The sequence below is a fragment of the Streptomyces sp. R28 genome (assembly GCF_041052385.1).
Lineage (GTDB): Bacteria > Actinomycetota > Actinomycetes > Streptomycetales > Streptomycetaceae > Streptomyces.
The window spans coordinates 9,628,221-9,643,876 of record NZ_CP163439.1 but is presented as its reverse complement, the minus strand read 5'-3'; the positions used below and the strand labels follow the sequence as shown (position 1 = coordinate 9,643,876).

The window sequence follows — 15,656 nt, the reverse complement described above, 5'->3', positions numbered from 1 at the left end:
CCCACAGTTGGACACGGTGGCGCCGCCCCGTTCCGCGCGCGCGATCCACGCCCTTTCGGATACGGAGGCAGGCGATTCATGACCCACCCATGCGTACACCGGCTGATAGAGGCGCAGGCGGAGCGGACGCCGGACGCGCCCGCGGTCGTGTCCCGTGACGGAGTGCTGAGTTACGCGCGACTCGACGAGCGGGCCACGCGGCTGGCCGGTCTGCTCGCCGCGCGTGGGGTCCGCCCGGAGGTACGGGTCGGGCTGGCCGTCGAGCAGTCGGAGCGCTGGCTCGTGACGCTGCTCGCCCTGTGGAAGGCCGGCGGGGTCTACGTCCCGCTCGACGCCGCGCTGCCCGCCGGTCCTGCGGCCTCGATGCTCGCCGACGCGGGCGTGGAGCTGCTGCTGCACTCCGGGCCCGGTTCCGTCCCGGCCGGGTCCGGCATCCCGGTCGTGGAGCTGGCCGACCTCGACGGCGAGGAGCCCGTCGCCCCAGCGGAGCCGGCGATCCGGCCGAACAACCTCGCCTACTGCATGTTCACCTCCGGTTCCACCGGCAGGCCCAAACCCGTCGGCGTCCCGCACTCCGCGCTGGCCGCCCACGCCACCGCGATCCGGGCCGAACTGGACCTGCGACCGACCGACCGTGTCCTGCAGTTCACCTCGATGGTCATCGACGCCTCCCTGGAGGAGGTACTGCCGGTCTGGCTCGCGGGCGGCACCGCCGTGCTGCCGGACGCGCCGAGGCCGACGAGTGTCGAGCTGACCGAGCTGATCGCGGAGCGCGGCGTGACGGTCATGAGTCTGCCGACCGCGTACTGGCACCAGTGGACGGACGATCTGCGAGGCGGCGTCGTGACGCTCCCCGCCTCCCTGCGCACGGTCTTCGTCGGCGGCGACAAGATCCGGATGGACAAGTTCGCCGCGTGGGCGGCCGTCGTCGGCTCGCGCTCGGTGCGCTTCGTCGCCGACTACGGGCCCACCGAGACCACGATCAGCTGCACCACGTACTGGCCCGACCCGGACGACCTGCCCGACGGCGTGTCGGTCATGCCCATAGGACGGCCCCTGCCCGGCGTGAGCGTACGCCTGCTCGACGAGAACCTGGAGCCGGTGACCGGCGAGGAGCCAGGGGACGTCTGGGTCGCCGGCCCCGGCCTGGCCCGGGGTTACCTCGGCGCGCCCGCCGCGACGGCCGACCGGTTCTGCCCGGACCCGTTCGGACCGCCCGGCACCCGCATGTACCGGACCGGTGACCGGGCCGCGCGCCTGCCCGACGGGAACCTCCAGTTCCTCGGCCGCTCCGACCGCCAGGTGAAGATCCGCGGGTACCGGATCGAGCCAGGCCAGGTGGAGAACGCGGTGCGGGCGTGCCCCGGCGTCCGTGACGCCTTCGTGGTCTCGGCCGACGACCCGGTCGCCGGGGCACGTCTGATCGCGTACGTGGAGACGGACGCGGCGCCGGGCGCGCAGGCCGCGCTGCGCGCCGAGCTGGTGGCCCGGCTTCCGGCCGTGATGGTGCCGGGAACCCTGGTGCTCCTGGACCGCATCCCGCGCTCCCCGCTGAGCGGCAAGGTGATCCCGGCCGAACTCCCCGCTCCCCCGGCGGACTTCGACGCGGAGCCCAGCCCAGCGCCCGGGACCGCCGAGGAGCAGCTCGTCGCCGCCCTCGTCGCCGACGTGCTCGGGCGGGCTCCGGGCGCCGACGGGGATTTCTTCGCCGCGGGCGGCGACTCCCTGCGAGGGCTGCAACTGCTCAGCCGCATCGCCCAGGCCACCGGGGCGGCGCTCACCTTCGACCAGCTGCGCTCGGCGCCGACCGTGGCCGCTCTCGCCGCGCTGGTGGGCGAGGGGCGGCGCCACGCACCGGGCACAGGGGCCGTCACCTCCGGCGGCGAGCACGGCGAGTGGCGGCCGGCGTCTCGAGGCCAGGCGGCGCTGTGGTACCTGGACAAGCTCCACCAGGGCGCGGCTTCCTACTCCGTCCCGCTCGGGTACTGGATCTCCGGTCCACTCGACGTGGGCCGCATGGACGCCGCGCTCACCGATCTGACAACTCGTCATGAGGCTTTGCGGACCGTGCTGGTGGAGCGCGACGGGCAGGTTCGGGCCCGGCTGCTGCCGCCGGCGCCGGTCCGTACCCGGGTGACGGAGGTGGCCGACCGTGCCGCCGCCGCGCGCCGGGCCGAGGCGGACGCGGCCCGGCCGTTCGACCTGTCCGCCGGACCGCTGCTGCGCTCCTCGTGCTACCGCGTCGACGACGAGCACCACCTGTGGCTGCTCAACATCCACCACAGCGCCTTCGACGCCTGGTCGCTCGGTGTGTTCTGGCGCGAGTTCGCCGCGCTGTACCAGGGGCGCCGGCTGCCCGAGCCCACCGTCCGGTACGCCGACTACGTGGCCTGGCAGGAGCGTTGGCTGGCGTCCGAGGAGGCGACCGAGCAGCGGCAGTACTGGTCGCGGCGGCTGTCCGGCGACGCTCCGGCGGTGGAGCCGGGGCGGGCGACCGGGGCGCCCGGCCAGTCCGGGTTCTCGATACCGCTGCGGCTCGGCGGGACGGGTCCGGCCCGGGTGGAGGACGTGGCGCGGACCTGCGGGTCAACCCCGTTCGGTGTGCTGCTCGCGGCCTTCTTCGCCACGCTGCACCGGATGACCGGCGGCGCCGACGACATCGTGGTCGGCGTGCCGATGGCCGGCCGGGGCCGGGCCGGCATCGAGGACCTGATCGGGTACCTGGTGAACACCGTGCCCGTCCGCATGGGCTTCACACCCGGGATGAGCTTCCGGGACCTGGTGGAGCGCACCGACACCGCGCTCGCCGAGGCGCTGTCGCGGCAGGAGCTGCCGTTCTCGGAGATGACCGACGGCATCGCCCAGGGTGGGGACGGCGCCGAGAACCCGGTTTTCCAGACCATGTTCGTCCTCCAGTCCACCCCGGTGGACGACGGCGGCGCGATCAGCGGCCTGGACATCACCGAGCAACTCATCCACTCGGGCACCGCCAAGATGGCGCTGACCTGCACCCTGCGGCTGGACGGCGAGGGCGTCACCGGCGAGGTCGAGTACGCGACCCGCCGCTTCGACCGGCCGTCCGCCAACCACTGGCAGGACGCCCTGGTGACGCTGCTGGAGTCGGCGCTCGCTCAGCCGTCGACGCGGCTGGCCGAACTGCCGCTGCTGCCGTCCGCCGCCGCCACCGCGCAGCTCACCGCGATCAACGCCGACCACGAGGAGCGCGGCGCCGCCGCGACCCTGCTGCACGACGGGTTCCGCGCGCAGCTGGCCCGCGACCCGTCCGCCGTGGCCGTGCGGGCCGGCGACCGCGCCGTCAGCTACGCCGAACTGGACGCCAGGTCCCGGGCGGTCGCGGCCGCTCTGGGAGCCGCCGGCACCGGTCCGGAGTCGCTGGTCGGCATCTGCGTGGACCGCTCCGTCGACTCGGTCGCCGCCGTGCTCGGTGTGCTGCGCGCGGGGGCCGGGTTCGTGCCGCTGGACGCCGGGTACCCCGCCGAGCGGCTGCGGTGGATCGCCGCGGACTGCGCGATGGCCTCAGTCGTCGCCTCCCGGGTGCCGGCCGGGCTGGAGGGCGTGCCGGTGATCGATCCGGCCACGACCGCGCGGGCGGACGGAGCGGAGCCCGAGGTCCATCCCCGTAACACGGCGTTCGTCTACTACACGTCCGGGTCGACGGGCCGGCCCAAGGGCGTGATCATCGATCACGGCTGCGCGGCGTCGCGGGTGGAGTGGATTGCCCGGCACTACGCGCTCGGGCCGGGCCGCCGGGTGGTGCACAAGACGCCGCTGATCTTCGACGTGGCGATCTGGGAGATCTTCGCGACGCTCGGGGCCGGTGCGACAATCCTGGTGGCCGAGGCCGGCACCGAGACCGACGTACCGTATCTGGCCGGGCTGCTGGCCGCGCCGGACACCGTCCTCGCGCACTTCGTGCCGTCGATGCTGGACATGTACCTGGCCACGGTCTCCGCGACCAAGTACCCCTCTCTCGACCGTCTGCAGACGTCCGGCGAGGCCGTGCCCGCCGCGCTGCTGCGCCGCTTCGGCGCCCACTTCGACGTCCCGCTGGACAACGCGTACGGCCAGACGGAGACGTCGGAGGTCGCGCTGTGGAGCGGGCCGGAGCGGCCGGACGGCGACGGTGTCCCGATGGGCCGGGCCGTCAACGGCTACCGGCTGTTCGTGCTCGACGAGGCCATGCGGCCGGTGCCCCCGGGCGTGGTCGGCGAGCTGCACGTCGCGGGCGTGGACGGTCTGGCGCGCGGCTACCTCGGCAGGCCCGGCCTGACCGCGGAGCGGTTCGTCCCGCACCCCTGGCCGGTGACGCCCGGCGAGCGCCTGTACCGCACCGGCGACCTGGTCGTCCGCGACGACGACGGTCTGCTGCACTACGCCGGACGGGCCGACGGCCAGGCCAAGGTGGGGGGTGTGCGGGTGGAGCCGGGCGAGATCGAGGAGGTGCTGCGCACCCACCCGGCGGTCGAACAGGCGGCCGTGCGCATCCGTGAGGACAGGGCCGGCGGCAAGGAGATCGTCGCCTATCTGGTGGGGCCGGAAGCCGACGTGCCCGACGTGGCGGAGCACGCGGCGGGCTATCTGTCGCGGTACCTCCTGCCGACGGCGTACGTGAAGCTGGCCGCGCTGCCGCTCACCCCGTCCGGGAAGGTCGACCGGCAGGCGCTGCCCGCGCCGACCGCCGAGGACCGCGCGGCCCGCGCCGGCGTCTCGGAGGCGACCTCGCTGATCGAGTCGCAGCTCGCCGAGGTGTGGTGTGAGCTGCTGGACGTCGAACAGGTCGGCCGGCGGCAGAACTTCTTCGAAGCGGGCGGCAGTTCGCTGTCGGCCCTGCAGATGCTGCACCGGGTCAAGACCCGCTTCGGTGTGGCGGTCACCGTACGGCAGCTCTTCAGCGACCCGACGATCGCGGGTGTGGCTGAGCACGTGGAGAAGGCGCTGGTCGCCGAGTTGGCCGCGCTGTCCGACGAACCCGCCGCGCACCGCGGCGACCAGGAGGGATGAGTCGATGACCACACTGGACGCGGACAAGCAGCGGATGCTCCTGCGGCTGCTGCGCGAGCGCGGCGCCGAGCGCGGCGGCCCGCGCATCACGCCGATCCCGCACGGCACCCCGGTGCCCCTCAACCCGCCCCAGTCGCGGATCTGGTTCTCCTGCCGCCAGTACCCGGACACCAGCGAGTACAGCCTGCCGGAGCTGCGGACCGTCGACCGGGAACTCGACCTGCCGACGCTGCGCGCGGTCGCCACCGAACTGATGGGCCGCCACCATGTGTTGCGCGTGCACATGTTCGAGCGTGACGGTGTGCCGATGCAGCAGGACGACGGCCCGATCGAACCGCCGGTGACGTGGCACGACCTGCGGCACCTGCCCGCCGACGAGGCGCAGGCGCGGGCCACGGCCGCGGGCAACGAGGCCGCCCGGCGCCCGTTCGCGCTCGACGGCCCGTGCTTCTTCCAGATCATCGGGTTCGCGCTGCCGGGCGAACGGACCATGCTTGCGCTCAACTTCCACCACATCGTCATCGACGGGCTGTCCCGGGCGATGGTCGTCGCCGAGCTGGACGCCCTGCTCGTCGGCCGGCCGCTCGGCCCCGCCCCGTCCGTCGGCTTCCTCGACTACGTGGCCTGGGAGCAGGAGCACACCGACGAGGCGGCGGTCGAGCGCGACCTGTTGTACTGGACCGGCAAGCTCGCCGGGGACCTGCCGGTGCTGGACCTGCCGAAGGACCGCCCCCGGCCGGCCACGTCGAAGCGGACCGGCGGCACGGTGCCGCTCTCGGTCCCCGGGCCGGTGCTGTCCCGCCTGCGGCGGCTGGCGGCGGACGAAGGGGTCACCCTGTTCGTCGTCGTCATGGCCGCGTACAAGGTGTTCCTCGCCCGGATGAGCGGGCAACGCGACCTCATCGTCGGCGCGCCGCTCGCCGGCCGGGACCACGAGGTCGCCGAGTCGATCGTGGGGTGCTTCGTGAAGTCGGCGCCGCTGCGCACCGATCTGAGCGGCGACCCCACGTTCCGCGAGGTCGTCCGTCACGTCCACGAGACCCTCCTGGAGGCCCACGACCACCAGGCGGTGCCCTTCGACCGGGTGGTGGCGGAGCTGGCACTGCCTCGCCTCCCGGGAGTGCAGGCGGTGTTCCAGACCATGGTGAACGTGCAGGCGACCGGCTCGGGCGGCAGCGCCGACCTCGGCACCGAGCTGGACACGAACGCCGCGATGTGGGACCTGGCCGTCAGCCTGTTCACCGACCAGGAGGAGATGAGCGGCGTACTGGTGTACGACGCAGCCCTGTTCGACGAGTCGACCGCGTCGCGCTTCGCCGCCCATCTGGAGACCCTGCTGGCCGAGGGCGCCGCGCAGCCCGACGCGCGGGCGTTCGAACTGCCGCTGCTGAGCCCGGTCGAGCGCGCGCGCGTCCTGCCCGCGTCCGCCGCACCCGGGAGGCCGGACGTCCGCTACCGGTCGATGGCCGAGCCCTTCGAGCAGCAGGCCCGCCGCACCCCGGACGCCGTGGCGGTGCGGGCCGGCGAGGAGGCGGTCAGCTACGCGCAGGTGGACGCCCGCGCCGACCAGCTGGCGTCCGTCCTGCACCGCGAGGGGGTCCGGTCCGGCGACGTCGTGGCGCTGTGCCTGGACCACGGCGCCGACGAGGTCGTGGCCCGGATCGCCGCGGCCAAGCTCCACACCCCGTACACGGCGGTCGCGCCGGAGCGGCTGGCGGAGGCGGCGCCGCGGGTGGTGGTCACCGACCCGGCGACGGCGGACCAGGTGCCGCCCGGGCCGTGGCGGGTGGTCTCCTTCGCGGACGCCGAGCGGTGGGCCGCGACGGAACTCGGCGAGCCCCCGGTCGCGGACGGCGCCCCCGACCTGCTGCGGCTGGTCCGCTCCCCCGGCCTGCCCGGGCCCGTCGCCCACCCGGTCACGATGGCGCTCGCCGAGGTCGACGAGCTGCGGCGCCGGTACCCCCTCGACGCGGGGGAGGTGGTACTCGTGGACTCCCCCGAGCGGGCGTGGTGGCCGCTGTCGGACGGTGGCGCGGTCATGCTCTGCCCGCCCGTCGTGCACAAGCAGCCCCGGCCCCTCAACGAGTGCGGCACCGACGGCGGCGTCACCACCGTGTGGACGACGCCGTCGGTGCCGCTGTCCGTCGGATCCGGCGCGGCGCCGCGCCGGATCCTCTGCGACGGCGAGCCGGTGACCGTCGCCGGGGTCCCGGGCGAGGTCATCGCCCGGCGGGAAAGGCCGGAGACCGGCGCGGTGACCGGGGAGGGCCGCCACGCCCTGTACGTGCTGGACGAGTCGCTGGAGCCGGTCCCCCTCGGCGTGGTCGGGGAGTTGTACGTCGGCGGCGAGGAGGGCCTGGCGCGCGGCTACCACGGGCAGCCCGCCGCGACGGCGGAACGGTTCGTCGCCGACCCTTTCGGCGAGCCCGGCGCCCGCATGGTGCGCACCGGCGAACTGGCCCGGCGCCGGGAGAACGGTGTGGTGGAGCAGCTCGGACCGGTCGGCCGGCAGATCAGCGTCCACGGCATGCGCGTGGAACGGGCCCCGGTCGAGGCGGCCTTCGCCGACCAGGGCGGGGTGGCCCTGTGCGCGGTCACCGCGACCGCGCAGGGCGCCCTCGCCGCGTTCGTCGTGCCTTCGGGTGACCGGGAGCTGTCGGCCCCGCAGCTCACCGAGGGCGCCGCACTGCGACTGCTCGACTACCTGGTGCCGGGCAGCGTCACCGTGGTGGACGCGATCCCGCGCGGCGACGACGGCGGCATCGACGTCGACGCGCTGCTCGGCCTGCGCACCGAGAACCCGCCCGCCGAGGACGAGGAGTTCACCGCCCCGGCGAACGAACTGGAGGCCCGGCTCGCCGCGATCTACGCGCGGCTGCTGCGCCGGGACGCCGTGAGTGTCACCGACAGCTTCTTCGACCTGGGCGGCCACTCGCTGCTGGTGTTCAAGCTGATCGAGGAGTGCGGCGGCGAGTTCGGGCTGCAGCCGTCGGTGCAGGACGTCTTCACCAACCCGAAGATCCGTGATCTGGCGGCGACGCTGAGCGCGGCGCAAGCGGCCCCGGCGCCCCGGGACAACCTGATCGACCTGGCCGAGAGCCCGGGCGCGCCGCTGATGGTGTTCGTGCACGCGGCCAGCGGCTCGGTGCTGCCGTTCTACGAGGTGGCGCAGCGGCTGCGCGGCGAGTTCTCGGTGTACGCGCTGCAGTCGCTGCCGGACGACCCGGCGGCGACCGTCGAGGAGATGGCCGCCCGGTACGTGGCCGCCGTCGACGCGGTGCGCGGCGTCGCCCCCGTCGTGCTCGCGGGCTGGTCGATGGGCGGCTGTGTGGCGGTCGAGATGGCCCGGATCTGGCTGCTGCGCGGGGAGCCGGTCGCGGCGACGCTGCTGCTCGACACCTGGGCTCCGCCCTCGTTCATGTCCTCGGAGCGGGAGGCCGCCGAGGTGCGGCAGGCGTGCCTGTCGCTCGACGTGCTGCGGCTGGAGGGCGCGAACGCGGGCGCCGCCGTGGCGCTGGCCGAGCTGACGGGGATGGTCGAGCGCAACCGGGCCGCGTTCCTCGACTACTGGCCGGAGTACTTCCCGGCCGAGGTGGATCTGCTGCACGCGGGCGACCCGCTGCCCGCGGGCGCGCCGGCGTTCCCGGCGGGCTACATGGACGACGACCGCGGCTGGCACGCCTTCGTCGCCGGGCTGGAGACCACCGAGGTCAAGGGCAGCCACCTGAGCCTGTTCGACGCCGAGCACGTGGACGACCTGACGGCGGCCATCCAGGGCGCCGTCGGTCGTCGGCTCGGCTACGAGGAGATCTGAAGCCCGGCGCCGGCCGCCCGCAGCTCGGGGTACATCGACCCGTCGTACGCGGCGGCGACCTGCTTCATCGGCTCGGCGGCGATGTCGCCGGGCTGGTAGGTCCACCAGTTCACCAGGACCGTCAGCCGTTCCCGGTGCTCGGGGGCGGCCGGCTGTTCCCGGTGCACGTCGGCCCGGTTGCCCACGGCGTGCCACAGGTGCCCGGGGAAGGTGACGTACAGGTTCTCGGCGGGGAAGACGAACTCCCGGTCGGGGGCGTCCGGCGCGGGCTCGCTCCCGAAGACGAGCAGCGGGCCGTCCGCCACCTCGGTCAGGTACATGACGCTGGACAGGGTCGGGGACACCAGCTCCCCGGTGCGCGGGTCCTCGCCGATGTCGCGGTGCAGACCGAACTCGAAGTTCGAGGCGTACGGCGGGGTGAGCCGCCCGAGCCACCACTCGACGCCGACGGCCGCCTCCCGCACCCGCGCGGGGATGTGGTGCACGAGGTGATCGCGCACCGCCGTCTCGACCAGGTTGCGCGGCGGAGTCCCGAGCGCATACCAGAAGGTGTAGTGATAGGGGCTGCGGCCGCTGAGCCGGTCGGGCCGGGTGGCCATCGCCACGGCCGAACGCAGCTGATCCAGCGTCTCGTCGGGGAGCGCCTGCGCGGTGTGAGCGATGAGTGCCATGCGTCGGACGTTACGGGGCGGCCCGCGCAGTGGTCGATCAGTCGGACCGCTATCCCTGACCGGTCAGAACGGGCAGACCCCGCGGGCGCCGTCCGCCGTCGCACCGGCCGCCCGGCCCATCCCGGCCTCGCGCATCAGGTGGGCGAGGGGCCGCCCGGCGCCGCTGTCGTCGGCCTCGTAGCGCCGGATCACCGACTCCTGGAGGTCCGCGGGCTTCTCCTGGCTGAACTTGAACAGGCCCTCCACGTCCTCGACGCGGAGCCGGAACGCCCCGACGCCGGGCAGGATCTGGCGGAAGTAGTCGACCGAGGCGGTCTGGTCCCAGCCGGCGCCGAAGCGCTCCTCCAGGCGTTCGGCGGTCCAGCGGACGACCTGGAGCGTCTCCGCCGGGTCGTCGATCAGCCGCAGCCGCCCGCACACGTGGACGGCCGCGAAGTTCCACGTCGGGGCGGACGGTGCGCTCGGATAGACAGCCGGGGTGACGAACCCGCCCGGACCGTCGAACATCAGCCGGGCGTGCGTGCCGTCGGTGAGCGCCTTCCAGTGCGGGTTGGCGCGGTTGAGATGGCCGTACAGCTCCGTGCCGGCGAGCGGGCCGGTCCGGGGCTCGCCGGGCGCGACGAGGGCGGGCAGCCGCGACGCCCACGGCACCGTGGGGCCGTTGGTGGTGAGCGTCGCCAGCGGATGGCCGTCGATGATCCGGCGGTGCCAGTTCTCATCCTGGATCCGGTAGTGGCTGGGCACGAACATGGAAACCGCCTCAGACGATCGGAGTTAACGGCACACCGCGTACGCCTGGCGGCCGCGCGGGCCGGCCGAGGCCCGCAGGAAACCGGTGGCCGGGTCGACACCGGCGGAACAGACCTTGCCGAGCGTGGAGCGCGGCACCACGTCCAGCCGGTGGCCCCTGCGCTCCAGCTCCGCCAGCACCTCGGCGTCGAACGAGCCCTCCACGACGACCACGCCGGGCCGCGACAGGCGCGGCGCGAACGACTGGGCGAAGTGGTCGATGTGCCAGGCGGGCAGCTCGGCCGCCGCCTGCGGTTCGAGGCCGAACTCGGCGACCGCGAGGAACGCGTGGAGCGTCCACTGGTCCTGCTGGTCGCCGCCGGGGGTGCCGAAGGCGAGGAAGGGCGCGCCGTCGCGCAGCACGATGGTGGGGCTCAGGGTGGTGCGGGGACGCCGCCCGGGGGCCAGCGAGTTGGGATGCCCCTCGCTGAGCCAGGCCGTCTGGCCGCGGGTGCCGAGCGCGAAACCGAGGCCGGGGATCACCGGCGAGCTCTTGAGCCAGCCGCCGCTGGGCACGGCGACGACCAGGTTCCCCCAGGCGTCGGCGACCGCGACCGTGCAGGTGTTCCCGGCGCCGGCCCGGGGCCCGGCCGGGGTGACGGTGGGCAGGCCGCTGCGCAGGTGGGCCATCCACTCCGACTCGTTCACGCCCGGCTCCTGCGGCTCCGGCTGCGGGATCCACGGCTCGGCGCCGCCCGGCCGGCCCGGCTGCGGGTCGAGGTCTGCCCGCTCGCCGATGAGCGCGCGCCGCCGCGCGGTGTATTCGGGCGCCAGGAGTTCGGCCATCGGCACCGGGGTGTGGTCCGGGTCGCCGTACCACGCCTCCCGGTCGGCGAACGCGAGCTTGGCCGCCTCGGCGACGGTGTGGACGTACGCGCCGCTGCCGAGGCCCATGTCGCGCAGGTCGCAGCCCTCCAGCAGCGCCAACTGCTGGAGGAACACCGGGCCCTGGGACCAAGGGCCGGGCTTGTGGACGGTGAAGTCGCCGTACGGCAGCGCGCACGCCTCCTCGACGGCCGGCCGCCAGGTGGCCAGGTCGTCGCCGGTCAACAGGCCGCGGTGGGCCCTTCCGGTCGAGTCGAACACGTCGGTCGTGCGGGCGAAGCGGTCGATGGCGTCGGCGACGAAGCCCTGGTAGAAGGCGGTGTGGGCGGCCTCGATCTGCACCTCGCGATCGGCCGAGGTGCCCGTCGCCTCGCGCACGAGCCGACGGTAGGTGTCGGCGAGCGCCTCGTTGCGCATCCGCGCCCCGGGCGCGGGAGCCGCCCCGCCGGGCAGGTATACGCGGGCGGACTCCGTCCAATGGGTGCGGAAGAGGCCGGACATGGCGTCAATGGTCGACGCGGCGGCAGGCAGCAGCGGGTAGCCGCGCGAGGCGTAGCCGATGGCCGGTTCGAGGACGGACTCCAGCGGCAGGGTGCCGAACTCGCCGAGCAGGCGCATCCACGCCCCGAAGGCGCCGGGCACGGTCGCCGGGAGCAGGCCGCCGGCGGGCATCTGCTTGATGCCTCGGTCGGCGAACGCATCGATGGTGGCCGCCCGCGGCATCGGGCCCTGCCCGCAGACGACGCGGACCGTGTCGCTCGCGCGGGAGTAGAGGGCGATGACGACGTCGCCGCCCGGCCCGTTGGAGTGCGGTTCGACGATCTGGAGGGCGAACCCGGCGGCGGCTGCCGCGTCGAACGCGTTGCCGCCGCGTTCCAGGACGCCCATGCCGACGGCGGACGCGAGCCAGTGCGTCGCGGCCACGCCGCCGAGGGTTCCGGTCAGCTCCGGTCGCAGGACGGTCATCGGCTCACTCCTCGGCCATGCTCGTACGTCGGGTCGGCAACGGCTGGGACGGCAGGTCGCAGGCCTGCTGGGCGACCCCGTGCAGGATGTCGACCAGCCCGTTCTCGCACTTGATCACTTCGGCCGTCTGCAGCTCGGCGGGCCGGTCGTCGGTGTCGTCGGCCGCGTACAGGCCGTTCGCGGCGACGTCCTGGGCGATGGCGACGAGCCGGCGCAGGAGCTGCGCCACGACCTCGTGCCGGGTCACCGGGGCGCGCAGCGTCGTGAAGTACGCGTCGTAGATGAGCCCGGCGGGCCGGTGGCCGGGGCCGCGGACGGCCGCCTCACGCAGCAGGGACCGGCCGTTGGCGACCAGGCGGGCGGCGACCCCGTCGTGGATGAGGTGCAACAGGGTGATGGAGTCGTGCAGTTCACCGGCGTCGGTCTCGGCCGTCCCCGGCAGCCGGCGACGGCGGAACAGGTCCCGGATGGGCCAGTAGTCAGGCGCCCAGGCGCCGCTGAAGGCGCGGTGCCGCATGCGCATGCTCGGCCGGATCAGGACGTTGTAGAGGTCGGGCGGGCAGGAGCCGGTGTACAGCAGCATCGCGGAGTAGCCGTCCACGTAACGGCTGATCAGGGGCAGTGCCTCGGCGGCCGGGCGACGGTCGTGGGCGAGGTCGTCCACGAGCTGGGCGATCAGACGCCACACGATGAAGCACACCTGATGCCCGGTCAGCCAGCGGAACCAGAACAGCTCGTCCGGCGACTCGCACGGCTGGACCTCCGGGATGAGCAGCCCGCGCTGGCCGAGCGCGGCCAGGTGCCGGCAGCTCCCGGCGTAGTCCCCCGCCGGGCTCTCGCCGGCCGGGCCGTCGGGGTCGCCCACGGCCGGCAGGACCAGGGGTTCGGTCCCGTAGGCTAATCCGCCAAAGTCCCATCGCCCGACGGACGGCAAGTCGCACAACGCGCCACTGCCGGAAGGTTTCATGACTGGCCGTCCGGCACGTACGTGAACTCGAACTCCAGGCCGTTCACGTCGTACGCGTAGAAGCTCCGCACGCCGTCGTCGTCGACGACGATGTCGGTCGGTTGCTCGTCGAGCGCGAACGCGTAGCGGCCGGAGCGGTGCAGTTCGATCCAGCGCTCGCGCAGCCGGACCAGTTCCTCGGGGGCGCCGACGCTGAAGCAGAAGTGCTGGAACTGCACGGCGCTCTCGGACGGATCGTATTTCCGGCCGGGCCGGTCGAAAAGGTGGATCCGGACGTCGCCGAGAACCATCTCGGTCAACTCGTGGATGCCCGGCAGGCGACTGCGGGTCAGTTCCGAGAACCGGTCGAGCGACCACGCCTGTCGGCATCCGAGAAAGTCCTCGTACCAGCGGACGCTGTTCGCGAGGTCGGTCGTCTGCACTCCGACGTGATGAAACCGTGGTCTGGGAGATCGGACGTGGGCCGCCTCGGTGACGGCCGATGGCGTCTCATTCATGTCTCATCACTCCAGCGGAGGAAGCGCATCCGGACACTGCTGTCGCCCTGCCATGATGGCGGCCGCTTTCGATTCGGAGAGTTCCCCGCTTTATGGGACAGTCGCCCGGGACAACGCCTTCGCCGTTCTTGAAAGGGATGTGCCACCGTGGACCGGGCCCGCCGGGGCGCGCCCGGCGGACGCTGCCGCGGGAGGGGGATGCCGCGTGATCGAGGCCATGCTGCCCGCCGCCGTGCGCCGCCGAGTCCTTCGGCCACCGCCGGGACGTCACCCTGTCCCCGCGGGAGGAGGCGCTGATCGCGCGCGATGCCGAGCCGGCGCACCGAGTTCACCACGATGCGGGGATGATCCGCCGACGCGTTCCTCCTGGCCACCGCCACAACGCCGTGGCCCCCGGCGTCCCGGGGATGATCCGCGGCTCCCAGGGGTGGTGGTTGAACTCCCGCGTCTGATGACGGCCGGTCCGGCCGTCGCCATGCGGTAAAGGGGGCCGTTCGACGAGTCCGTACTGACAGCGTCTCGACGGCGACGCCCTCGACACCGCGATCGCCTCCTACCTGAACGAACACGTACTCCGCCACGCCGGCAGAGTCTGGCCGAACACCTCGCAGGGCCGCCAGGAGACGCCGGAGGAGGAACTGCTGCTTCAGGTGGCGATCGACGGCAAGACCGTCCGAGGAGCCCGCCGCCCCGACGTCACCGAGGTCCACGTCGTCTCCGCGATGCGGACCGACGGAATCGTCCTCGCCCAGCGCGAAGTCCCCTCCAAAACCAACGAGATCAGCGTGTTCAAGCCCCTCCTCGCCCGCTTCCTCGTCGAGGAGAAGAACGCCCACTGCATCGCCGTACTCAAGGCGAATCATCCGGGCCTTCACCAGCTGGTCAAGCGCCTGCCCTGGCGCGACATCCCGCTCGGTGACCGAACCCGCGAGAAGCCCCGCGGCCGCGACGAGATCCGCCGTCTCAAAGCCGCCACGTCCCCGGCCGCCCTCCCCCACGCCGTCCAGGCCCTGCAGATCGTCCGCCGCACCGTCCGCGACGGAAAGACCACCATCCAGCGGGCATACGCGCTGACCAGTACGTCCGAGACGTCACCTTCAGCGAGGACGCCTCCCGCGTCCGCACCGGCAATGCACCCCGCACCATGGCCGGCCTGCGCAACCTCGTCATCGGCGTCCTCCGTCTCGACGGCTCCACCAACATCGCCCGCGGACTCCGCCACCACGGACACCACTCCGACCGCCCCTTCACCACCCTGGGCATCTCCTGACAGAACCGCCCTCAGCCCGACAGGACCGGCATCACGCCGCTACCGGCCTCATCGAGAGAATGACGCGACCCTGGACGCGTACGAGGCCGACCCCGCCCTCTCCCGGCCCCGTCCCGAGGCACACCACGTTTCCGGGAGAGGGGCAGCGGGCACCCGGCGGGCACGCAGCCAAGTCGCGCCACGTCAGTGGCCGGCTCGCTCGCCCTGCTCGCCAAGGGTTACGCAGGGCCGAAAGCGGTGCGGTTCTCCCACGACGAGTGGCCCACCGGGCGGAAGGGACACGCCATGCACGACCGAACGCGTTCCGAAGCACGTCAGCCGGGCAGGACCCGGGGCACCGGCACGGATCTTCTGGGCATCTACCCCAACGACCATCTGGCGGGTGCCCCCGCCGGTGCCGAGCGGGCGCGCCACATGGTGCGGTCGTACGGCGGTACGGCACTCGCGGCGGCGATGGGACCGGTCTCGGGCGAGATCACCGAGGACCGGGCCACCTTGATCGACATCATGGAGCGGCTCGACATCCCGGTACGGCACTACAAGGTCTACGCGGGGCGGATGTCCGAGCGGATGGGGCGGTTGAAGAGCAACGGCCGGCTCGTACACCGTTCTCCACTGAGCCCGCTGCTGGAACTGGAGGCGCTGCGGCTGGGAGTGGAGGGCAAGACCGCCGTATGGCAAACGCTGCGCGAACTCGCCGACCGCGATGACCGCCTCGACCCGAGCCTTCTCGACGACCTGCTCGAACGGGCCGGACGGCAGCAGGGCGTGCTGGAGGAGCTGCGCCGGCGCCAGGTCGGGGCAGCGCTGCAGGAGGCGTGAGAGGGAGTGGGGG

At 73.4% G+C, this 15,656-nt stretch carries 9 protein-coding genes; 4 read left to right on the top strand and 5 right to left on the bottom strand.

What is annotated here, in order from left to right; all coding sequences use genetic code 11:
• Positions 1–78: 78 nt before the first annotated feature.
• Together AB5J49_RS42320 and AB5J49_RS42315 are read left to right on the top strand one after the other, a co-directional pair.
• Complete coding sequence (locus tag AB5J49_RS42320) at positions 79–5,022, top strand: amino acid adenylation domain-containing protein (protein ID WP_369174182.1); 4,944 nt, start codon at positions 79–81, stop codon at positions 5,020–5,022.
• A 4-nt stretch (positions 5,023–5,026) separates the two neighbouring features.
• On the top strand, positions 5,027–8,836 hold the full coding sequence (locus AB5J49_RS42315) for a condensation domain-containing protein (protein ID WP_369174181.1): 3,810 nt from the start codon (positions 5,027–5,029) through the stop codon (positions 8,834–8,836).
• Here the strand turns inward: AB5J49_RS42315 and AB5J49_RS42310 are convergent.
• The 5 genes from AB5J49_RS42310 to AB5J49_RS42290 all read right to left on the bottom strand — a co-directional run bounded on the left by AB5J49_RS42310 (position 8,821) and on the right by AB5J49_RS42290 (position 13,551).
• Positions 8,821–9,507 carry a hypothetical protein gene (locus tag AB5J49_RS42310; protein ID WP_369174180.1) on the bottom strand — a complete coding sequence of 229 codons (687 nt, stop codon included), beginning with the start codon at positions 9,505–9,507 and terminating at the stop codon, positions 8,821–8,823. The two genes, AB5J49_RS42315 and AB5J49_RS42310, sit on opposite strands and share 16 nt — an antisense overlap.
• A gap of 63 nt (positions 9,508–9,570) precedes the next feature.
• Complete coding sequence (locus tag AB5J49_RS42305) at positions 9,571–10,257, bottom strand: FMN-binding negative transcriptional regulator (protein ID WP_369174179.1); 687 nt, start codon at positions 10,255–10,257, stop codon at positions 9,571–9,573.
• 24 nt (positions 10,258–10,281) lie between these two features.
• Positions 10,282–12,087 (bottom strand): gamma-glutamyltransferase family protein, encoded by a 1,806-nt coding sequence (locus tag AB5J49_RS42300; RefSeq protein WP_369174178.1) that lies wholly within the window; start codon positions 12,085–12,087, stop codon positions 10,282–10,284.
• A 4-nt stretch (positions 12,088–12,091) separates the two neighbouring features.
• Positions 12,092–12,952: a hypothetical protein gene (locus AB5J49_RS42295; RefSeq protein ID WP_369174177.1), complete on the bottom strand. Its 861-nt coding sequence runs from the start codon at positions 12,950–12,952 to the stop codon at positions 12,092–12,094.
• A gap of 98 nt (positions 12,953–13,050) precedes the next feature.
• On the bottom strand, positions 13,051–13,551 hold the full coding sequence (locus tag AB5J49_RS42290) for a VOC family protein (RefSeq protein ID WP_369174176.1): 501 nt from the start codon (positions 13,549–13,551) through the stop codon (positions 13,051–13,053).
• 1,144 nt (positions 13,552–14,695) lie between these two features.
• On the opposite strand from AB5J49_RS42290, the gene AB5J49_RS42285 reads away from it, so the two are divergent.
• Together AB5J49_RS42285 and AB5J49_RS42280 are read left to right on the top strand one after the other, a co-directional pair.
• Positions 14,696–14,821, top strand: a complete 126-nt coding sequence (locus tag AB5J49_RS42285) for a hypothetical protein (protein ID WP_369174175.1) — start codon at positions 14,696–14,698, stop codon at positions 14,819–14,821.
• 285 nt (positions 14,822–15,106) lie between these two features.
• Positions 15,107–15,643 carry a hypothetical protein gene (locus AB5J49_RS42280; RefSeq protein ID WP_369174174.1) on the top strand — a complete coding sequence of 179 codons (537 nt, stop codon included), beginning with the start codon at positions 15,107–15,109 and terminating at the stop codon, positions 15,641–15,643.
• The last annotated feature ends 13 nt before the right edge of the window (positions 15,644–15,656 follow it).